The 20394-nt window shown below is 67.2% G+C and carries 16 protein-coding genes; 10 read left to right on the plus strand and 6 right to left on the minus strand.

What is annotated here, in order from left to right; genetic code table 11:
- Positions 1-131: 131 nt before the first annotated feature.
- On the minus strand, positions 132-1079 hold the full coding sequence (locus tag V7053_RS07825; RefSeq protein ID WP_334171712.1) for an alkaline phosphatase family protein: 948 nt from the start codon (positions 1077-1079) through the stop codon (positions 132-134).
- A gap of 832 nt (positions 1080-1911) precedes the next feature.
- Here V7053_RS07825 and V7053_RS07830 point away from each other — a divergent pair.
- From V7053_RS07830 to V7053_RS07850, 5 genes are all read left to right on the plus strand, one after another.
- Positions 1912-2655 (plus strand): hypothetical protein, encoded by a 744-nt coding sequence (locus V7053_RS07830; RefSeq protein ID WP_334171713.1) that lies wholly within the window; start codon positions 1912-1914, stop codon positions 2653-2655.
- Positions 2652-3752 (plus strand): hypothetical protein, encoded by a 1101-nt coding sequence (locus V7053_RS07835; RefSeq protein WP_334171714.1) that lies wholly within the window; start codon positions 2652-2654, stop codon positions 3750-3752. The genes V7053_RS07830 and V7053_RS07835 overlap by 4 nt, the downstream gene beginning before the upstream one ends.
- A 10-nt stretch (positions 3753-3762) precedes the next feature.
- A complete protein-coding gene (locus V7053_RS07840; protein ID WP_334171715.1) occupies positions 3763-5880 on the plus strand; it encodes a glycosyltransferase in 2118 nt (705 codons plus the stop codon).
- Between the two features lie 284 nt (positions 5881-6164).
- Positions 6165-7781, plus strand: coding sequence for a hypothetical protein (locus tag V7053_RS07845; RefSeq protein WP_334171716.1), 1617 nt, complete (start codon positions 6165-6167; stop codon positions 7779-7781).
- A complete protein-coding gene (locus tag V7053_RS07850; RefSeq protein ID WP_334171717.1) occupies positions 7771-8148 on the plus strand; it encodes a hypothetical protein in 378 nt (125 codons plus the stop codon). Before V7053_RS07845 ends, V7053_RS07850 begins: the two co-directional genes overlap by 11 nt.
- On the opposite strand, the gene V7053_RS07855 is transcribed toward V7053_RS07850, so the two are convergent.
- A complete protein-coding gene (locus tag V7053_RS07855; protein ID WP_334171718.1) occupies positions 8145-8855 on the minus strand; it encodes a glycoside hydrolase family 16 protein in 711 nt (236 codons plus the stop codon). The two genes, V7053_RS07850 and V7053_RS07855, sit on opposite strands and share 4 nt — an antisense overlap.
- A gap of 715 nt (positions 8856-9570) precedes the next feature.
- Here V7053_RS07855 and V7053_RS07860 point away from each other — a divergent pair.
- From V7053_RS07860 to V7053_RS07875, 4 genes are all read left to right on the plus strand, one after another.
- Entirely contained in the window at positions 9571-10374 is an 804-nt protein-coding gene (locus V7053_RS07860; protein WP_334171719.1) for a glycosyltransferase family 2 protein, read from the plus strand.
- Position 10375: 1 nt separating this feature from the next.
- Complete coding sequence (locus V7053_RS07865; RefSeq protein ID WP_334171720.1) at positions 10376-11368, plus strand: glycosyltransferase family 2 protein; 993 nt, start codon at positions 10376-10378, stop codon at positions 11366-11368.
- 711 nt (positions 11369-12079) lie between these two features.
- A complete protein-coding gene (locus V7053_RS07870; RefSeq protein ID WP_334171721.1) occupies positions 12080-12802 on the plus strand; it encodes a hypothetical protein in 723 nt (240 codons plus the stop codon).
- 29 nt (positions 12803-12831) lie between these two features.
- Positions 12832-13707: a hypothetical protein gene (locus V7053_RS07875; protein WP_334171722.1), complete on the plus strand. Its 876-nt coding sequence runs from the start codon at positions 12832-12834 to the stop codon at positions 13705-13707.
- Between the two features lie 25 nt (positions 13708-13732).
- Here V7053_RS07875 and nhaA read toward each other — a convergent pair whose 3' ends face one another.
- From nhaA to V7053_RS07895, 4 genes are all read right to left on the minus strand, one after another.
- Positions 13733-15088, minus strand: coding sequence for a Na+/H+ antiporter NhaA (nhaA, locus tag V7053_RS07880; protein ID WP_334171723.1), 1356 nt, complete (start codon positions 15086-15088; stop codon positions 13733-13735).
- 198 nt (positions 15089-15286) lie between these two features.
- Complete coding sequence (locus V7053_RS07885; RefSeq protein WP_334171724.1) at positions 15287-15508, minus strand: SCO4848 family membrane protein; 222 nt, start codon at positions 15506-15508, stop codon at positions 15287-15289.
- Positions 15508-16011: a DUF2505 domain-containing protein gene (locus tag V7053_RS07890; RefSeq protein WP_334171725.1), complete on the minus strand. Its 504-nt coding sequence runs from the start codon at positions 16009-16011 to the stop codon at positions 15508-15510. Before V7053_RS07890 ends, V7053_RS07885 begins: the two co-directional genes overlap by 1 nt.
- Before the next feature lie 59 nt (positions 16012-16070).
- Positions 16071-16532, minus strand: coding sequence for a VanZ family protein (locus tag V7053_RS07895; protein ID WP_334171726.1), 462 nt, complete (start codon positions 16530-16532; stop codon positions 16071-16073).
- 121 nt (positions 16533-16653) lie between these two features.
- Here V7053_RS07895 and mfd point away from each other — a divergent pair, with 121 nt between their 5' ends.
- On the plus strand, positions 16654-20370 hold the full coding sequence (mfd, locus tag V7053_RS07900) for a transcription-repair coupling factor (RefSeq protein ID WP_334171727.1): 3717 nt from the start codon (positions 16654-16656) through the stop codon (positions 20368-20370).
- Positions 20371-20394: the final 24 nt, after the last annotated feature.

Consider the following 20394-nt stretch of genomic DNA (forward strand, 5'->3'; position numbering starts at 1 on the left):
GGTGGCGGCCGCTGCGCGAGGAGATCGCCGCAGCCAGAGTGGTGGCCGCCTCGTGGTAAGCGGTTGTTCCTAGGGCCTCGTGTTGACTCACGCATGTTGTCTTAGCGCATGTTGTCTTAGCGCATGTTTTCTTAGCGACTGTTGTTGAAGACGTCGTCGCCGAAGGCCTTCACCCCCGGGGCTCCCGCGTAGCCGAGGCGGGGCAGGGAGAAGATGTCCTCGATGGTGGCCAGCAGGCTGTAGTGGTTGTAGGGCGTGCTCGACGTGGCTCCGCCCTTGACGAGGGGCGAGAGGACGAGGGCCCCGATCTTCCCGCCGGCCGTGCCGCCCGGCAGAAGTCCTGAAGGGCCCGCATTGGTGCCGTCGGCTTCGTCGAAGGTGATCACGAGCATTCCGTCCTGCTTGTACGCGGGCGAGCCCAGGATGGCCGGGACGTTCTCCCGGAGCCACGCATCGGCGCTTTCGAGCCCGCCTGGGCGTCCGTCGACGCATGGGCTGTCGTGGCCGTCGTCGCACAGGTTCGGGGAGATGTAGGCGAGGTTCGGGGTCGTGCCGACCGACTTCAGGTCGTCCGCGAGCTGGGCGAAGGGGACGACGTTGCTCTGGCACTGGGGGGTCGAGGTGATCGACTCGAAGTACACGAACGGGTTGTGCCGGGTCGCGTACTCATCGCCCACCGTCGCGCTGTGGTGGTCGTCCTTGGCGCCGAGTTCGGGGTGCTCGCATGGGGTCTGCATGTCCTCCATGTAGCCCTTCCAGGTCTTCCCCGCAGCGGTGAGCTGACCGGCGACGGTGGGGACCGAGGTCGGGTACACGCAACCGGTGCCCACCACTTGGCCCGGTGCGGCGGTCCCTGTCTGCCGGAACGGGCCATAGGTCGTGCAGTCGGCCTCTGTCAGGGGATTCGGGCCCTGCCCCGAGATCTGCGCGAGGTAGTTCGGGGCCGAGTGGTGAGCGATCCCGTAGTACTCGGAGAGGAGGACCCCTTGGGCCCGTAGGGTCTTCGACAGGTAGGTCGCCACCGAGTCTGAACCCCACGTCTTGAGGTAGTTCTTGTTCTCGAGGTTGATCACGAACACGTGGCCCACGCTCGGGGGGACTGACTGCGCTGTCGACGGCAAGGACATGCAGCCGGTTAGCGCTAGGACGAGGACCGTCACGGCAGCCAACCAGACGGGGCGCCCTTTCACCTTATGCTCCGCCGCCTTTGCAATCTTGCGCGTCATATCATTCCGGCTTTCCGACACCATTGCGTCCTCGAACTGTTCCACAACATACAGTGGATTGCCACGGAGAAGGCTATGAATATCTCGGAAGCTGTCCGTCCGATTGTCCGTTCATCCGTGCGTGCTCGGCCAGCTGTTCTGCGGGGGAGTTCCATGCGCTGGCTTGGCGATCGACGGCGGCCACCGCCACGCCCTGCGGAAAGCTCTGTCGCGCGCGGCGAGGGCCTTCGCGAGCGGCCCCTCGCGCGTCGCGAGGGGCCGGTTTCCCTTCCCGCTGGGCCGGGTTCCCTTTCCGCTGGGCGGGTTTCCCGGTCCCTTCGGGCCGCGCGGAGACCTGATCCCGATTACTAGGTATACCTGCCGGGGGTGCTCACCGCCCGGTGGCGGCTTTCGGGTACTGGCTACTCGTGCCCCCCAACAGCGCGCTCAGTAGCATTGCGAGATGACGATTATTTCCCAAGCGGGACACGACTTCGCTTCGCTCGGGAGAGTTGGCGCGAGGTGAAGCGGTGTCTTTTCCTGATTTAGCCCAGGCCATTCAAAGGGGTGCCTAGGATGGCGAATTTCGAGGGGAACCCCGGATATCACTTTGTGAAGATTTACCGAGGCGAAGCGCCGTTAAAGGCGAGCAGCCGAGCCACGAGTCCCGGGCCAGCCTTTCGCGCGGGGTGAGACGGATATGGACGTGCGGCACTTGGGTCAGCGAATAGGGGCGCTCGGTTTTGCGGCCGCTCTGGCACTGCCGTTGACCGGGAGCTCCCTGGCCCTGCCAGCGCACGCCGGCACCTGCGAACCGTTGACCAGCGCGCCGTCCGACGGGCACCCAGGGGAGGTCGTCGTCGCTGACAACTTCGAATCCGGGACGCTCTCGGAGTACTCCGTGCAGGAAAGTGGAACGGGAACAGTGTCGGTCTCCGCGGCCCGAGCGCACACCGGCGTCTGCTCCGCGTACCTGCATGCGACCGCCGATTCAGGTTCGCTGGCGAACTTTTCGACCCCCCTGCCGTCGGGCACCCACGAGGTCTACGCCGACGGCTGGTTCGACATCGCCCAGGCCGGCGACCCGAGCGATGATGTCCCCTATTTCCGCTTCTTCTCGGGCAGCACCCGCTTCGTCGACGTCTACCGGCATAACAGCAACGGCCAACTCTGGCTGCGGATTCTTGCGCCCGGGGGGAGCTTCTCTTTCGCGCGCCTCGTCGCGCCCAGCATTTCGCTGGGGGCCTGGCACCACGTCGTCGTACACGTCATCCCCAAGGGGAACGCGACGACGGTGCAGGTGTGGTTCGACGGTTCCGCCGTCTACTCCAGCGCCCGGGTGAACACGACGGCCTCCTCCGTGACGAGCGTGATGAACGGTGCTGAGCATTACCAGCAAATGGAGGACACCTACATTGACGACCTCGTCGTAAGGAGCGTGATGAGTTGAGCCGGACCATGAGCAGCGCTGTGCGCGTGACTCCACCCCAGGACACCCTGAGCTTCGACATCCATGGACTGGTCTCAGTCCAGGTCGAGCCGGGAACGCCGGGAGAGGCGCAGCTACGGGACATGCTGTCGCCGTTTGTGGGTGACTCGACCGCGACCAGAGGGTTGCGCGTCGGCGCTGACTACACCCCCTTTGCCGGCCAGTCGCGCGCAGAAGACGCCTACCGGTACTCCGATGAATCGCTGTTCCTGCCTGAAGACCGCGTGCAGGTAGTTCGTACGGAGGAGGGCTACCGCGTCGAAGGCCGAGGCGAACTTCTCACGGCGGTCATTCCGCTGCTGGACCGTTTGTGCATCCAGGAAAGGACGGCGATGGTGCACGCCGCCATCGTGGACTATCGCGGCGCTGGAGTTCTGCTGCCGGCGTGGGGCGGCGTGGGGAAGACCAGCACCGTCGCCAAGCTCCTTGCTCTCCCGGGAGTCGGGTTCATGGCGGACGACTGGGGATTCCTCAGCTCTGAAGGAACACTCTTCAGCTACGCGAAACCGATGTTCATCAAGCCGCATCACCGTGAAATCTATCCTGCGCTCTTCCAAGGATCCCGGAAGCCCCTGGCACCGGGTTGGCTCACTCCCACGATCTCGCGGCTCGCTACGGCAGTGCATCCGGTGATCGTCCGGTATCCCCGGACGGCCTCATTCACCCGGCGTTGGTCCCCTGAGCATCGGATGGTGCATCCAGAGGAAGTCTTCGGGGCAGACAGGATCTCGTCACGGGCACCGGTGCGGCTGGCGATCTTCCTGGAGCGGTACGAAGGGGATGACGGTGAGCTCGAACCGACCGGCCTCGAGTGGATGACTTCCAGAATCGTCGGGAATTTCCACTCCGAACTGCCGATGGTCTCGCGCCGGCTGATCGAGGCCCTGGGCGCCACCGGCCTCGTTCCCTTGCAGGATCACTTCGGTCAGAAGGCCGCCGTCGTCCGACAGGCACTCCACGAGGTGCCGTGCTGGCGGTTGCGACTCCCCAGAGCGTGGTCCGCCGACCGGGCGTCTGACTTCGTGTGCCAGGTAGTACGTACCAAGCTGGACCAGTGAGGGGGCGGCGATGGACCAGTCGCCAGTGCTCGAAGTCTCCGTGATAGTTCCCGCGCGCAACGCGGCCAAGTGGCTCCCGAGATGTCTGCAGTCGATCCGCAGGCAATATCCGCGAGAAATCATCGTTGTGGATGGCTGCTCAACGGACTCCACGGTGGAGATCGCCCGTTCATACGGGGCCCGGGTTGTCTCCGATGAGGGGAAGGGGCTTCCCGCCGCCAGGATGCTGGGGGCCCGGACAGCCGTCTGCGATGTCGTGGCGCTCATCGATTCTGATGTGGTCGTCCCGTCGGGGGCTCTGGGACGGCTCGTGACCGAATTCGAGGAGGGCGGCTACGACGGCCTCCAGTTCGGTCTGGTGAGCGAGGCCGACGGCCCCGGGTATTGGGGCGCGGCGCTCGCATGGCATCACAACCATAGTCGTGTCCGCTCGTGGTTCGGCGTCTGCGCAACGCTCATGAGGCGGGACGTCCTCCTGGACATCAGCTTCGATGAATCGTTCAGTTCCGGCGAAGACATCGAATTGCGCATCCGCTTGGAGAACGCTGGCCGCAAGATCGGCGTTTCCACGACGACGACCGTCAGGCACCAGTTCGCGGACACGTTCGAGTTCGCGCGTGATCAATGGCTGCAGGACGGAGCCGGTCTCGGCTTCACCGTTCGGAAGCACCCACGCAGGGGCGCATGGCTGCTGCTGCTGCCTCTCCTGGCGACGGTGCGCGGCGTGGCGCTGTCGCTGATCCACGCGCCTCGATTCCTGCCCTATTGGATGTGCTTCCTGCTCTACAACTACCGCGCGATGGCGTTTGGCCTCCTGCGCCCGGCTCCGCAAGGACTCTCGCTCGGTGGAAACACCGCGTGGCTCTCCGCCGCCCGCGTCGCCCCCATGGTGACCGGCTTCCTCTTCTGGGGCCTCGCGGCGTTCCTCCTGCCGCCAGCCCAGCTGGGCCTGGGCTCCGCGGTCGTCTCGGGTGCGCTGCTGACGGTCCAACTCGCCCTGCTCGGGGTAGGGCCGGCCGTCCTGACGCTCCTCCCCACCCAAGCCGACGGCGGACGCCGCCTGACAGCGACGAGCCTCCTCGTCGTCGGCCTGTCGTCGCTGCTCGTGTCGGCGGGGCTGGTCGTCGTGACCCGCGCGCTGGGCCCTGGCGTCGGAGAGGCGTGGAGCGATCCCGCCGTCCTGTGGGTCTTCCTCGCCGCCGCCCTCTTCGCCGGCGTCGCGTACCAGCTCGACCACATCGGGGTGGCGCAGTCCCGCGCCGACCTCGCGATGCTCCGCAGCGTGGTTCAGAGCCTGGTGCAACTGGGGACTCTGGTCATCTGCCTCGCCGTCGGCTACAGGACCGTCGGGGCCGTTGTCGGCGCCTTCGCAGCCGGGGCCGTGGCGAGCGTGCTGCTCGGGATGCGGCTGCTGTACCGCGCAGGCCTGCGGCCGCTCTGGAAAGAGGGCCTCAGGCTGCCGAACGCGTGGAGTCTGCTGCGGCGTGGATTGCCCAATCACGCCCTCATGCTTGCGGACAGGGCGCCCGGCTACCTCCTTCCCCTCATCCTGGCAGCCACTCTGAGCGCCTCGGCCACGGCGTCGTGGTACATGGTCTGGATGCTGGCGTCGGCGGTCTTCTTCGTTCCGCAATCCGCGGGCTACTCCCTCCAAACCAAACTGGCGATGCCGAACTCGGGACTGTCACTGGTCCGCGGGGCACTCCGCATCAGTTTCGTGCTCACGATCGCGGCGGGAGCGCTGCTGCTCATCGCCGGTCCGCTGGTGCTCGCTGTGATCGGCCCGCAGTACGGCCGGGCGTGGGTGCTGCTCCTGCTGCTGATTCCCGCCCTGATCCTCTGCTGCGTCACGCAGGTCTACTACGGGGTCTGCCGAGCCATGGGCCACCTGGCCGAGGCTACGTCCGTAGCGCTCCTCGCAGCGCTCACCGCGGTCCTTCCCGCCGTCGTGGTCGCGCAGAACTTTGCGCTCCCCGGCGTCTCCGTCCTGTGGCTCCTCGCGCAGGCTGCAGCGGCGCTCGTTGCAGGGCTGCGGCTGCGCAGTATGACGACGGCGGCACGGCTCGTCGTCCCGCATCCCGTAGCGTCCTCAGGCCTAGCCGGCTCGAACAGATTGGAGCCGCGATGACTCCGGAAGAAACCTCTCTGGTTGCTGATCCTTCGGCAGTCGACCCCCATCGCACCATCCGAGGGGAGGGCCGCCTGGAGGCGACGGGGCGCCGAAGAATGCCGAGGAGCGCTTGGCATCGCTGGGCCGGAAACGCCTGGTCCGGCTGGGGCCTGGCGCTCGTTGCGCTGGCGGCCTTGGCGCTGGGTGTCGGTTCGATGCTCCAGGTCAAGGTGCCGTCGATCGGGGCCCTCGGACTCATCAGCGTCCTGCCGCCTGGATACTTCGTAGCGCTGGGGCTCATCTTGGCCGGCTTTGTGGCCACTCTTGGGTTGCGCAAGGCTCGTCCGGCACTTCTGACGCTTCAGGTCCTTGTGCTCGTCGTGATTCTGCAGGGGGCAGATCCGATCATCCATGGACTGCCCAGGCTTGAAGCGAGCTACCGGCATATGGGCATCGCCGATTACATCGCCCAGACAGGCCACCTCGACCCGCGGCTCGACGCCTACTTCAACTGGCCCGGGTTCTTCTCAACGCTCGCGATGCTCTCGGGATCGACGGGGGTACGTGATCTCAGCAACGTGGCAACCTGGGCGCCGATCGGCGTCAACATGCTCCTCCTGGCGCCGCTCTTGGCCTTGGCATCGAGGATCACCTCGAACTGGCGGCATGCCTGGGCCAGTGTATGGATGTTCTACCTCGCCAGCTGGGTGGGCCAGGACTATCTGTCTCCTCAGGCCTGCGCCTTCCTGCTCATGGTGATCCTGCTGGCCTGCCTGCTCACGGTTTTTGGCGGGTGGGCGTGGCCGGTGACCAAGCGCCGCCTCACGGCTCGCTTGAGCCGGATCGTGATGGTGCTCGACCCGGCCGTTCGCCCGCAACGACGGATGGGACTACCGCGGAGCGACGTGGCTGTCCTCGAGATCGGCTGCGCCCTCTTCGTGGTGGCGATGACGGCCGCCCATCAGCTCACCCCCTTCGCGGTCATTCCGGTGTTGGTCGCGTTGCTTCTCACGGGCCGCCTCCGACTGAAGATGCTGACCCTTCTGGCGGTGGTGTTCCCGTTGGTCTGGCTGGCCATTGTGGCTGCCCCCTACACGGTGGGCCACATCAACTCGCTCATCGGCTCGTTCGGCGCAATCGGCCAGACGACGACGAAGGCGGTCACCGGACGGATCGCGGGCAGCGAAGGACACCTCATCGTCGTGAACACACGTCTCGCCGAAACGGCGCTCGTCGTGATCTTGGGGGCGATCGGCGCTGCTGTAGCACGCGGACGTCGTGTTTCCTGGCTCACCGCCGCCCTCGGGGCAGGGATGCCGGTCGTGCTGTACGTGGTTCAGCCTTACGGCGGCGAGCTTCTCCTGCGCCTCTACATGTACGGGTTGCCCTTTGCCGCGTCCCTCATGGTCCTGCCCCTGATGCGGAAGAACTCCAGCCCGATCGGCTTGATGCGCAGCCTGGGCCTGCTCTTGCTCAGTTCGGTGCTGGCCGTGACCACGATCGTTTCCCGATACGGAAACGACCTCGTGGAGAACTTCACCCCCGACGAAATCAGCGTCGTCAATGAGCTGTACTCAGTAGCGCCGGCAGGTTCCGTGCTGGTCGAGGCGGTTCACAACACTCCGTGGAGGTCGCACGAATACGCCAACTATCAGTATGAGACCCTGCTGTCGGCGACGGCGCAGCCCACGGCTGCCCGACTCTCATGCGGCACGGTAGACTGGCTCGGCCGCGCCAACGGCGCTTACCTCATCGTCACCAAGAGCCAGGTGGACGAAGCAGACATGCTTGGAATCGGTCCCGAGGGAGATGTGAACAGCTTCCTGGACAGTTGCAGCACCAAGCCCGGATGGACGTTGGTCTATCAGAATTCCGGGGGAGTCATCTACCATATCCAAGGGGCAGGAAATGCCAAATAAACGACTTCTGCTGACCGTTGCAGTTGCGATTCTGGCAGCGGCCGCCATCCCCTTGTCATTCGGGGGGGACCCGATGGTCAGGCTTGCCGTGATCGGAATATTCCTCCTTGTCGGACCGGGCTCCGCCCTCGTCCTGATGCTCAAGCTGAGCGAGCAGTCAAACCGCTTCGGTCATCTCATGGTTCCCCTTCTCGGGTCGATGGCCATCGGGTTGAGCCTCGCGATTGCGCTGATTCTCTCGACCGTGATGGTCTACGCCCAGCTCTGGAATCCTCCTCTGGCCGTGGCCGGTCTTGCGGGAGCAACCCTGCTCGTGCTGGCTCTTGGCCTGACGAGATATCGTCGGAGTCATAACGGCGCCGTCTAGCGCATCTCCCAAATGGCAACCCAGTCCACCTCTACGTGGCCACTCGTCTTCGGGTCCGGACAGGTGGGAAGGCAGGACTCGGTCTGCAGCACGTAATGCATGGGCGTGTCAGGCACTCCCGAGGTGCTCGCGCCGATTGATCTTCCGTTGAGGAAGAATTCAACCCGTCCCGGAGTCCACTCGATGGTGGCGGTGTTCCACGCCTGGAATGATGCATTCCCCTGGAAGACTGCCGATGCGGTTCCTTGGGTCGAACCAATGCTGTGCACGGCAGCGAAGAATGTGGAGGCCAGATCCCCTTCCGGGAAGTCGAGCTCGCCGTCAGCTGGCCATTTCTCGCTGTCCGGCCACAGGAGCCATGCCGTCTTGAATCCGGGGAGTGCGTCGGCCCTGAACCGAACGGAGTACATTCCGTACGTTTGGCTGTTGTACGGCGCTTGGTTGTTTCCGGCGATCTTCGGCGCGGGCGCCGCGCCCATTGAAATGCCTTTTTCCGAATGCAGGTACATGTCCAGGACGCCGTTGTGGATACTCAGCACTTTGGACGGATAGTAGCCCGACTTCCCGCCATTCTTCTGCCCTGCGGTGTCTGGCGTGCCGTCGAAATAGTTGGCGCTCCACGCTACGCTGAATGTCCCTGGGAAGCCGCCAAGCGGCACCGTCCCGCCGGTGAAATCATCCGCAAAGACTTGTTTCCACCCCGGCAAGTCTCCGAGTGGGACGGCTTGGCCGGAGGGCGACGCGGAGTCATACCTGCTGATCGGCGTCGTCGGGTCGAGGTCGCCCGAGCCCGCAGTCGGACCACTACTCGAAGCGGGGCTCGTGCCCCCGGCGATGCCCGCAGACGGGCTTGCCGCGCTGCTGCCACCCGCCGAGCCGGCGGTCGGGCTTGCTGTGGTGCCGGCGTCTCCCGCTCGGCTCGCTGCGGGACGCGGCGGGACGGCCCAGTCAGAGCCCAGTGAGAAGGCTCCCCAGACGATGCCGGACAGGACAAGCGCCGAGAGGAGTAATGCTCCACGTGCTCGCCACGTCCTGCCCACTTCGGCCACACTCCATCGTAGAAAACGATGGCTGTCCAGGGAATCTCGTGCGAGGCCCGCGCCGTCGCCCGCGCACCTTCGAGTGACCTCTGCGCGGCTCCGAGTACCTACCGCCGCGGCCGACGCGTACTGCCGCGGGGAGCCCAAGAGTAGTGGGTCGGGGAGGCCGCGAGCACGACGGGTACGGACTACTCGTGACACTCGCTGATGGGGATCTTAGGCTCAAATGATCAGGCAGCGGCCGAGATCAACATTACTGTTGTCGACGTTGCTTCCCATTTTATTCCAAATCAGCGGGTTGCCTGGGAAGCCCGCAAGTCATTAAGTGGTGAGGCTTGTGTCCATTGCCAGCCAGATTCCCGTTTCTCTCCCTCAAGTAGAAATGTCTTCGCTGGCGTCGGTCAGCGTGGTCATTCCTACTCTGAATGAGGCAATGAACATCCCCTGGGTGCTCCGCCGCATGCCGTCCTACGTGGATGAAGTCATCATTGTGGACGGGCGGTCCACAGACCTCACGGTCGACGTGGCTCGGTCTGTCCGGGTGGACGTGGTCGTTGTCGCCGAACCCCGGAAGGGGAAGGGCATCGCGGTGCGCTCCGGGTTCGCCGCCGCGTCAGGCGACATCATCGTCATGCTGGACGCGGATGGGAGCATGGACCCCCGCGAGATCGGGTGGTTCGTGGCCCCTCTTCAGCATGACTATGACTTCGTCAAGGGGTCCCGGTACGTGACCGGCGGCGGATCGGAAGACCTGACGTGGCTGCGCAGCTTCGGCAATCGGACCCTCACCCAGTTGGCGAACACTGTTCTCCACAGCAACTACTCCGATCTCTGCTACGGCTACATCGCATTCCGCCGGCAGTGCCTGGAAATTCTCGAGCTGGAATCGGACGGCTTCGAAATCGAAACCGAACTGATTGTCCGCGCAGCCAGGGCAGGCCTGCGGATAGCCGAGGTTCCGAGCATTGAACTGGGACGCATCTCAGGCGACTCGAATCTGCGGACCTTCCGGGACGGCTGGCGCGTGCTGCACACGCTCGCCAGGGAGTGCACCACCTGGGACGCTCCCACGGCCGGCGCCCGCCCCGAGTCCCTTCGTCGGGTGAAGTACATGTACCCGAACGTCCGCTTCCCCAGGACACCTGCCGATCCGAAGAGCCTGCTCTCGTTGGCGGAAGGAATCTAGAATGCCGGCTGTTGCAGAGCCTCCCACGGTTTCCGTCGTCGTCTGTTCGTACACGATGGAGCGCTGGGACCTGCTGACAAAGGTCATCGCCTCGGTTCAGGCCCAGACCTACGCCGCGCAGCAGATCCTCGTGATCGTCGACCACAACCCCGACCTGTACAAGCGCCTCATGGAGACGGTGCGGGACGCAGTCATCGTGGAGAACTCCGGTCCCCCGGGGCTTTCCGGAGCCCGGAACACCGGAGTGGGCCTGGCTACCTCCGAGATCGTCGCGTTCCTCGACGACGACGCCGAAGCGGCGCCCGATTGGCTCGAACGCCTCATCCCCTTCTATGACGACCCGGACGTCTTGGCGGTGGGCGGCCGTGCGGAACCGATGTGGGAGGCGGGACGCCCAGCGCATTTCGCGGAAGAGCTGGACTGGATCGTGGGCTGCAGCCATCGCGGATTGCCGAGAGTCGCTTCAGAGGTGCGGAACGTCATCGGCGCCAACATGTCCTTCCGGCGGGACGTTCTCGTGCAGGTCGGCGGCTTCAACGTCTCGCTCGGCCGCCAAGGCTCAGTTCCCCTCGGCTGCGAGGAGACCGAGATCTGCATCCGATCGACCATCGGTGCCCCTGGCTCACGGGTGGTCTATGAGCCCGCCGCCGTGGTGCGCCACTTCGTTCCCGCCACGAGAGGCACTCTCAGGTACATGCTGGCCCGCTCGTGGTCCGAGGGGATCTCTAAGGCGCAGGTGAGTCGGCTCGTGGGCCAGAAGAGGACCCTGGGGGCTGAACGCCGCTACGTGAGGCGCACCCTGCCTCGGGCAGTGATCTCCGGGCTCCGCGAGTCCATCGTGGAACGCAACCCGGCCGGTCTCAGTCGGGCCGGCGCCTTGATGGCCGTCCTTGCCGTCACGGCAGCAGGGTACGTTCGCGGGCGCCAGTTGGCCCAGCCTGACGCCGGTGCCTCCGCTCCTCCGCTGAGGGCAAAGTGGAGGCAAGCCAACTGAATTCCTCCGGCCTGCGCTCCCGTTGCTTCCTTCCCGCCTTCCCGCAAAGACGCCGGAGAGGGGCGAGAGCAACGGGCTCCGGGCCTTGCCTCCCCACGGGTGGCGACGACGGACGACGACGGCCACGCGCCGTCGTCCGAAGTCACACCTCGTGACGGCCCTCCGGCCTGCGTCCCTCAGGTTAGGAGGCCGCTCCCGGTCCCCGCTTGCGGTCGGGGCCGGCCGGGGAGGTCAGGGCCCGGAATTCGGCCCAGAGGGCTGTTTTCGAGCCGCGGCCTGGGGCTGGCATGGCCGGTCCCGTCGGGCCGTTTTCGAGCCCGGCCCTTCCCAGCCCGGCCTCTTCCAAGTACTCAGGGACCTCTGCGTCGAACCTGCGTAGCCCGTCTGCGTATTCTCGGCGATCTTTTCTGCGTACTCGCCCCACGCCCCCATCGGCCCGCCCCCGGAAGCCGGGTACCGACTACTGGTGACTCGGTCAGTTCCCCCCGCTGTACTGGATTGCACGAGGTTCGGTAATCGGCCGAATAGGGCTGATGTCGAATTTCCGAGGTATTCCCGGAGGCCCCGCGGGGCGTCCGCGAATACTCGTTTGTTTGCCATTGCTGGGGATAGCAAATATTGAGGGGAATAATGCGTCGGCGGCGAATTCGAGCGAAAGGCTGGGGGCGGTGGACTAGAATTCCGGTCCTCGGTCTCGCGGCCGCGCTCGCGGTGTTCGCCGGCGTGCACGGGCTGGGCGATCAGGAGCGGCAGCAGCTCCGGGTGCAGGCGGCGCAGCAGCTGGCGCAGTCGGCGACCGCTGCAGACTCTGCCCCTGCCGCTTCTCCCAGCCCGGCGCAATCGGCCGCCGTCTCGTCCGCGGCGAGCGGCGCGCCGTCGTCCGCATTTCCGTCTCAGACGCCGTCCGCCGCATCGCCTGCTCCGACGGCAAGTTCGTCGGGCGTGAAGCTCGCCGGTGCCACACTTCAGCCCTCCGCCCTGCCGCCACGTCACTTCGCGTGGCCGGCAGCGGGCTTGAGCGTGAACATCGTCCCGATGCCGTGGAGCGCCACGCAGGTCGTCGACCCACCGCTCGATTCTGACGGCTTCGACCCGGTCGGACACTGGCTTGTTGGGACGGGGGAGTCGGCGGCAGTGCGGCCTGTGGTCCTGGCCGGCCACACCTGCCACCAGCAGGTGGCGCTCTGCACGGACGCAACGTTCCCGTTCAACCGGCTGAGCTATGCGGGGTGGGCCTTGGGGCAGCCTGCCTCGCTGACGGAGGCGAATGGAGGCGTGGTGGCCTGCGCCCTGGCGGATCGGAAGATCGTCGACAAATCCAAGGCATTCTCCTTCGCCAACGATCCCTGCCAAGTGGTTCTGTTCTCCTGCAATTACGACAATCCCGATGCGCAGATCGTCCTGCTGACTTTCCGCTGCGGGCAGTGCACGTGAAATTCAATGATTGAAAGGAGGCGGTTCCCATGCCGCCGATTCGCACCCGCAAGTTGAATTATGTGAGTGGTCTCTTCGCCGTCGGGGCGAGCGCGTTCTTCGTTGCGGGCATCGCGACGAGCCCCGCCCTTGCCACGCCGACCGCACTCAGCGGTACCGACAAACTGGCCGTCTGCCACTTGACGAGGTCTCCGCTGCACCCGTACCAGTACCAGGAAGTGGCGGCGAGCTCGCTCGCAACCGATCAGGCGCAGGGCAACTACCCGGGCGACATCTTCCCGACGTTCACCTACGTCGACAAGGGGAAGACCATTACGGTGCCGGGGCAGAACTGGACCGCCCAAGGCCAGGCAATCTATGCGGCGGGCTGCGTCCTTGCTACGCCTAGCCCGACGCCTACGGTGAGCCCAACCACCCCGATCCCTGATCCGACAACCCAAGCCCCGACGTCGGATCCCACCACGGCGAGCCCATCGTCGGATCCCACCACGGAATCGCCGGCGTCGAGCCCGAGCCAGTCTGCCTCCCCGAGCGAGACGAAGTCCCCGAGCGCCACACCCTCAGCCAGCGCCACACCCTCAGCCAGCACACCAGCAACCGCGGTGACGAGTGAGACCTCGAGCCCGAGTCCGGGGGGTCAGGGTGGCACGACTGGGTCACCCCAGCCTGTGCAGCCGGGCCAGCGGGTGCAGTCGGCCCAGCCTGGGCAGCCGCTCGAAGCAGCGGCGCAGCCAGTCCAGTCAGTGGAATCCGTCGCGTCCAGCGTCAGCATGACGGCCCAGACGGCGGCGGGCGCCCCTGCACCCGACCCCACCACGTCGGAGGCCTTCTTCGCCTCCGGGGCGCTCATGCTCCTGGGAGCCTTCACTCCGAGGCTCGCGGCAAGGCGGGGGCGCCACTCCTAGCCCCTGAGTCCTGGCCGGCGGCCGGCTACCGGACGTCTTCGCGCCCGAAGGAGTCCGGCACGCCGTCGCCGTCGCCGTCGACAGCTTCCAGTGCTTCGACCCGACGATAATGCCCGTTGCGGGCTCGGAGCACGACGGCGGCGAGCAGTGCTGCGATGAGCGAGCCCCCGAGGATGGCCACCTTGGCGTGCTCGTCGTGGGGCGTGCCCTCCCCGAAGGCTAGTCCCGCAACGAGGAGTGACACCGTGAAGCCCACCCCCGCGAGGAGAGCGAGGCCGAACACATCGATCCAAGCGAGGTCGGGATCGAGTTCAGCGTGGCGGGTCTTCGTGATGAGCCACGTGGAGCCGAAGACGCCGAGGGCCTTGCCCACGACGAGGGCAAGGATGATGCCGACTGCCACGGAGTCGGACAGGGCCGACCGGATCCCTTCCGGACCGCCCACCGCGACCCCCGCGGAGAAGAACGCGAACACTGGCACAGCGACGCCGGCCGAGAGCGGCCGGAATCGGTGTTCGAAGCGCTCGGCGAGGCCGGGGCCGGCGTCCGGGGCGCCGATCTTCCTGCTCGGGACTACCGGGACTGCGAAGCCCAGGAGCACTCCCGCAACTGTCGCGTGGATCCCGGACGCGTGGACGAACACCCACGTGAGGAGGGCAAGCGGGAGCAGGAGGTACCACGACTGAATCCGCCGCTGGACAAGCCACGTGAACAGGGCGAGCGGGGCGATCGCGAGCGCCAGAAAAGCCGGGTTCAGGCTGTTCGCGTAGAAGACCGCGATGATGCCGATCGCGATCAGGTCGTCGACCACGGCGAGGGTGAGAAGGAACGTCCGCAGCGCAGCCGGGAGGTGCGTACTGATGACGGCGAGGACCGCGAGGGCGAACGCGATGTCCGTCGCAGTGGGCACGGCCCAGCCGTGCAGTGCGTTCCCTCCCGCTCCGAGATTCACGAGCGTGAAGATGAGCGCAGGAAGGGCGACGCCGCCGCACGCCGCCACCACCGGGACCATGGCTGCCGCGGGTCTGCGGAGATCGCCCGCGACGAACTCGCGCTTCAGTTCGAGTCCGGCGACGAAGAAGAAGACCGCCAGCAAGCCATCTGACGCCCATTCGCCCAAGCTCAGATCGAGGTGCCACGGCGCGTATCCGAGCCGAAAGTCGCGGAAGGCGAAGTAGCCGGACGACCAAGGCGAGTTGGCCCAGACGAGAGCGGCGAGGGTGGCCGCCAGAAGCAGCGTTCCGCCAACGGTTTCCCTGCGGAGGACGCCCGCGATGCGGCGGTACTCGGAGAAGCTGCCGCGAGCCAGCGTGCGGAGGCGGGAAGGCGGCGCGGGCTGCCGGTCGGGCGGCTGCGGGGGCAGGTGCGTCGGGAAGGGCATCGGGCTCCTTGGGGTCGGTCGACCGCGAGGGTCGCTCAGTCGACGCCGACCAGACTTCCCGGCACACCTCATGCAATCCTAGCCGTCGACTGCTCCGCCACTCCTGAGCGCTCGGCCGAGCGCTCGGCCGAGCGCTCGGCTGAGCGCTTGGCGGGGCGCTCCAAGCGAGCCGCGGAGCAGTCGACAGGGAGGAGCGTCTTAGGCGAACATCGTCCTGACACCGACCACCGCGACGGCGACCCCAAGCGTGACCGAGATCGCGACAAGGTACATGTGGACGGTGAGGAACTTCGTGGCCCGCCCCGACTCGTCCCGGGCCCGCGGATCCTTCATGATCCGGCGCAGGAACTGGGGCCACACGACGATGCTCCAGACTCCTGCCACGATCAGGAGCCAGGAGAGGGCTGCGGGCAGCTGCATCAGACGATCTCGCCCGCGAGCCAGGCCGCAGCCTGGGTGGCCTCGATGTTCAGCGCCTTGCCGACAAAGGGCTCAGCGGCCTGGGCGATCTTGCCGCCGAGGAGGGGGATCGAGCTCGAGACGGCGCCCGCGAGCTCGATGCGCGTGCTGGAACCGTCGGCCACGAGGCGCTGGGCGGCAGTGGCCTCGACCGGGGCGCCGGCAACCTTGACGGTGATGTTGGACTGGCGCGAATGGTCGGACTCGGGCGCGCCCCACGTCTCGACCTGCGTGACGTTCACGTATTCGCCGACGAACTTCTTCGCGAGGTCGGGGAGGCGACCGGTCGGGACCTGGCGGACGATCGTCGCGGTGAAGGCGGCCGCGGTGTCGCCGTCGACCGTGAATGACTCGAGCTTGCCGCCGACGAGCTCGCTGACGTGGCGCTGGAACGCCTCGTCGGCGAAGACCGCGACAACCTGCTCGACCGGGTAGTTCAGGGTGGTGGTGGCTTCGAGGGCCATGGAGTCCTTCCAATCTGTCTGGGCTCAGACGCCCCTGGGGGATGGGCGCCGTGACTATCCTAGGGGGCGCGACGCGCCCTCCGGGTCCAGAGCGCCGCCATCCCCGCGCCGATGAAGGCCCCGCATGTGTTCGCGAGAACGTCCCACACCGAGCCCGTCCGCTGCGGGAGGAAGAGCCACTGGGAGAGCTCGACGACGGTCGAGACGGAGCACGCGGCGGCGACCGCCCAGCGCACGCGGAAACCGAAGAGGACGGCGAGAACGCCGAACGGGACGAAGAACGCGACGTTCGCGAGCCACTCGAAGAGGTTGTAGCCGAACCATATCGGGACCCCGTGACGGTGCAGCCAGATGAACATCCGGGCGAGGGTCCCGGCCTCGGGCCGGTCGACGGGCGTCGGCCAGAAGACGACGCCCGCGACGAACGCGAGGTAGAGGCCTCCCATCGTCCGCAGCACGATCCGCCGCCGGGACGAGCCGACGCGCAGCGAATCGGGGGAAGCGGGGGAGGGGGCGTCCATGCGCCCATCGTAGGCGGCTTGGCCCGGGGTAGGCTTAACGCATTCCCCCGGGCTGCTCTCCAGTTCCGGGTTTCTGTGCTGCCCTGGGAGGTTCCCTGTGTCATCAAAGGCGCCGCGTTCGGTGGCATCGGATGTGCTGCCGACCGGATCGCTCGACGTCCTCCGCCCGTCGTCGCTCGAGGGACTGCGCCGCTCTCTCGCCGCGGACCCGACCATCGCGCGGCTCCGCGATTACGCGTCGAAGCCGGCAGATCGTCGCAGCCAGGACCTCCAAGTTGCGGCGCCCGCGGGCATGCGGCCCGTCATCATCGCCGAGATCCTCGACAGCCTGCCCGGGGGCGACGGCGTGCTGCTCGCCGTGACGGCCACGGAACGCGAGGCCGAGGACCTCGTCGACGCGCTCGGCGCCTACGTCGAGCCGGGGACGGCGGCCCTCTTCCCGAGCTGGGAGACCCTTCCGCACGAACGGCTGTCGCCCCGCTCCGACACCGTCGGCCGACGCCTCTCCGTCCTCCGCCGCCTCGCCCACCCCGAGGCCGACAGGCAGACGACGGCCGACAGGCAGACGACGGGGGAAGGCGGGCACAAGCCGCTGCGCGTCGTCGTCGCCCCCATCCGCGCGGTGCTGCAGCCGCTCGTCGCCGGGCTCGGCGAGCTGACCCCCGTCTCCCTCGCCGTCGGGCAGGACAAGCCCTTCGACGAGGTCGTCCGCGCCCTGGCCGCCGCGGCCTACGCCCGGGTCGACATGGTGACGCGCCGTGGCGAGTTCGCCGTCCGAGGCGGGATCATCGACGTCTTCCCACCGACCGAGGACCATCCGGTCCGCATCGAGTTCTTCGGCGACGAGGTCGAGCAGATGCGCTGGTTCGCCGTCGCCGACCAGCGCTCGCTCACCGGCCCGCACGTGCATCACCCCACCGTCCTGTTCGCGCCGCCCTGCCGCGAGCTGCTCATCACGCCGTCCGTCATGAGCCGCGCCGCCCGGCTCAAGGGCCAGCTCCCGGCCGCCGAGGACATGCTCGAGAAGATCGCCGGCGGCATCGCCGTCGAGGGCATGGAGTCCCTTGCCCCGCTCCTGGTCGACGCCATGGTCCCGTTTGTGGTGGAGCTGCCCGAGGGATCGGTCGCGCTCCTCCTCGAGCCGGAGAAGGTCCGCACGCGCGCCCACGACCTTGCCGCGACCAACGACGAATTCCTCGCCGCGGCCTGGGCCACGGCGTCCGACGGCGGGGCCGCACCGCTCGATCTGAGCGTCGCCGCGGGCGATGGCCAGGAAGCGGGCGAGCACGTGGGCCGCCTCGAGGACGCGAGCTTCGCCTCGCTCGCCGACACCCGCGCCGCCGCCGTCGCCCGCTCGATCTCGTGGTGGTCCGTGACGTCGCTCGGGGTCGACGAGGAGACCGTGCTCGACGTCGACGTCCTCTCGATCGCCGCACGGGAGCCGCGGGGCTACCGGGGCGACGTCGCCGAGATGACCGAGTTCATCGGGTCGCGGGTCGCAGACCAGTGGCGGATCGTCGTCGCCACTGACGGCCCCGGCCCGGCGCAGCGCCTCGCCGAGCTCTTCCACGACGCCGGCATCCCCTGCAGCCGTGTCGAGGGGCTCGCCCGCGAGCCCGAGCCCGGCATCATCGAGATCACGACGGCGACGGCGGGCAAGGGCTTCGTGCTCGACGGACTCAAGCTCGCGCTGCTGACCGAAGCCGACCTCCTGGGCCGCGCGAGCGCGGCCGGCACACGCGACATGCGGAAGATGCCCTCGCGCCGACGCAACGCCGTCGACCCCCTGCAGCTCCACGCGGGCGATTTCGTGGTCCACGAGCAGCATGGCATCGGGAAGTTCGTGGAACTCGTGCAGCGCCGGGTAGCCGGCGGCGGGCACAGCGCGGGGACGGACGCGACCCGCGAGTACCTCGTCGTCGAGTACGCTCCCGCGAAGCGCGGCGCGCCGGGGGACCGCTTGTTCGTCCCCACCGACCAGCTCGACCAGGTCACCCGCTATGTCGGCGGAGACGCGCCGACGCTGTCCAAGATGGGCGGCGCCGACTGGGCCGCGACCAAGTCCAAGGCCAAGAGGGCCGTCAAGGAGATCGCCGGCGAACTCATCCGCCTGTACTCGGCGCGCATGGCCTCGCGGGGCCACGCCTTCGGCCCTGACACCCCTTGGCAGCGCGAGCTCGAAGAGGCGTTTCCCTACATCGAGACGCCGGACCAGCTCACGACCATCAACGAGGTCAAGGCGGACATGGAGCGGGACATCCCCATGGACCGGCTCGTCTCGGGCGACGTGGGGTACGGCAAGACCGAGATCGCCGTGCGCGCCGCGTTCAAGGCGGTTCAGGACGGCAAGCAGGTCGCCGTGCTGGTTCCCACCACGCTGCTCGCCCAGCAGCACCACGAGACGTTCTCGGAGCGCTTCTCGGGATTCCCGCTCCGCGTGCGGGCGCTGAGCCGGTTCCAGGCCGGTTCCGAGGCGAAGGAGACGATCGACGGCCTCAAGAGCGGGAGCGTCGACGTGGTGATCGGGACGCACCGCTTGCTCTCGAAGGAGGTCGAGTTCAAGGACCTGGGGCTCGTGATCGTGGACGAGGAGCAGCGCTTCGGCGTCGAGCACAAGGAGGCGCTCAAGAAGATGCGCACCAATGTGGACGTCCTGGCCATGTCGGCGACCCCGATCCCGCGAACGCTCGAGATGTCCCTCACAGGCATCCGCGAGACGTCGACGCTCGCGACACCGCCCGAGGAGCGGCATCCGGTCCTGACCTATGTGGGCCCCTACACCGAGAAGCAGGTCTCGGCCGCGATCCGCCGTGAGCTCATGCGCGAGGGCCAGGTGTTCTTCGTGCACAACCGCGTCTCCACGATCGAGAAGACGGCGGCCGCCGTGCGGGAGCTCGTTCCCGAGGCGCGCGTCGAGGTGGCCCACGGGCAGATGTCGGAGGGGCGGCTCGAGCAGATCATCGTTGACTTCTGGGAGAAGCGGTTCGACGTGCTCGTCTGCACGACGATCATCGAGACAGGCCTCGACATCTCGAACGCCAACACGCTCATCGTGGACCGCGCCGACTCCTACGGGCTGTCCCAGCTGCACCAGCTCCGCGGGCGCGTCGGCCGCGGCCGCGAGCGCGCGTACGCGTACTTCCTGTACCCGTCGGAAAAGCCGCTCGGCGAGGTCGCACTCGAGCGGCTCAAGGCCGTCGCGGCCCACAACGAGCTCGGCGCGGGCATGCAGCTCGCCATGAAGGACCTCGAGATCCGCGGTGCGGGCAATCTCCTCGGAGGCGAGCAGTCCGGCCACATCGCCGGCGTCGGCTTCGACCTCTACATCCGGCTCGTCGGCGAGGCCGTCGCCGACTTCCGCGGAGAGTCCGAGGAGAAGACCGCCGAGATGAAGATCGAGCTGCCGGTCAACGCACACCTCCCGCACGACTACGTTCCGGGGGAGCGGCTCCGGCTCGAGGCGTACCGCAAGCTCGCGGCGGCCAACGACGACGCCGCCATCGCCGAGGTCATGGACGAACTGACCGATCGCTACGGCGAGCCGCCCGCGCCGGTGGAGAACCTCGCCGCCGTCGCCCGCTTCCGGGTGCGGGCGCGCGCGGCCGGACTGACCGACGTCGCCCTTCAGGGGAACATGGTGCGGTTCGCGCCCGCTGAGCTGCCCGAGTCGAAGCAGATGCGGCTCGCCCGCATGTACAAGGGGGCACAGTACAAACCTGCGCTCAACGCCGCCCTCGTGCCCAAGCCCAAGACCGCCGCGATCGGCGGCCGCGACCTCCAGGACAAGGAGATTCTCGACTGGGCCGACCAGGTGGTGACGGCCATCTTCACCGACTGACCGTTTCGGGTACGCCAACTCGGC

The sequence above is a fragment of the Sinomonas sp. genome, assembly GCF_036848755.1.
In the GTDB taxonomy this organism is placed as follows: Bacteria; Actinomycetota; Actinomycetes; order Actinomycetales; family Micrococcaceae; genus Sinomonas.

Excerpts from the sequence above, each read along its gene's own strand:
- nhaA (WP_334171723.1), bottom strand. The coding sequence starts at position 15,088 with ATGCCCTTCCCGACGCACCTGCCCCCGCAGCCGCCCGACCGGCAGCCC.
- V7053_RS07850 (WP_334171717.1), top strand. The coding sequence starts at position 7,771 with ATGCCAAATAAACGACTTCTGCTGACCGTTGCAGTTGCGATTCTGGCA.
- V7053_RS07875 (WP_334171722.1), top strand. The coding sequence starts at position 12,832 with ATGCCGCCGATTCGCACCCGCAAGTTGAATTATGTGAGTGGTCTCTTC.
- V7053_RS07860 (WP_334171719.1), top strand. The coding sequence starts at position 9,571 with ATGTCTTCGCTGGCGTCGGTCAGCGTGGTCATTCCTACTCTGAATGAG.
- V7053_RS07885 (WP_334171724.1), bottom strand. The coding sequence starts at position 15,508 with ATGCAGCTGCCCGCAGCCCTCTCCTGGCTCCTGATCGTGGCAGGAGTC.
- V7053_RS07865 (WP_334171720.1), top strand. The coding sequence starts at position 10,376 with ATGCCGGCTGTTGCAGAGCCTCCCACGGTTTCCGTCGTCGTCTGTTCG.
- V7053_RS07840 (WP_334171715.1), top strand. The coding sequence starts at position 3,763 with ATGGACCAGTCGCCAGTGCTCGAAGTCTCCGTGATAGTTCCCGCGCGC.
- V7053_RS07890 (WP_334171725.1), bottom strand. The coding sequence starts at position 16,011 with ATGGCCCTCGAAGCCACCACCACCCTGAACTACCCGGTCGAGCAGGTT.
- V7053_RS07895 (WP_334171726.1), bottom strand. The coding sequence starts at position 16,532 with ATGGACGCCCCCTCCCCCGCTTCCCCCGATTCGCTGCGCGTCGGCTCG.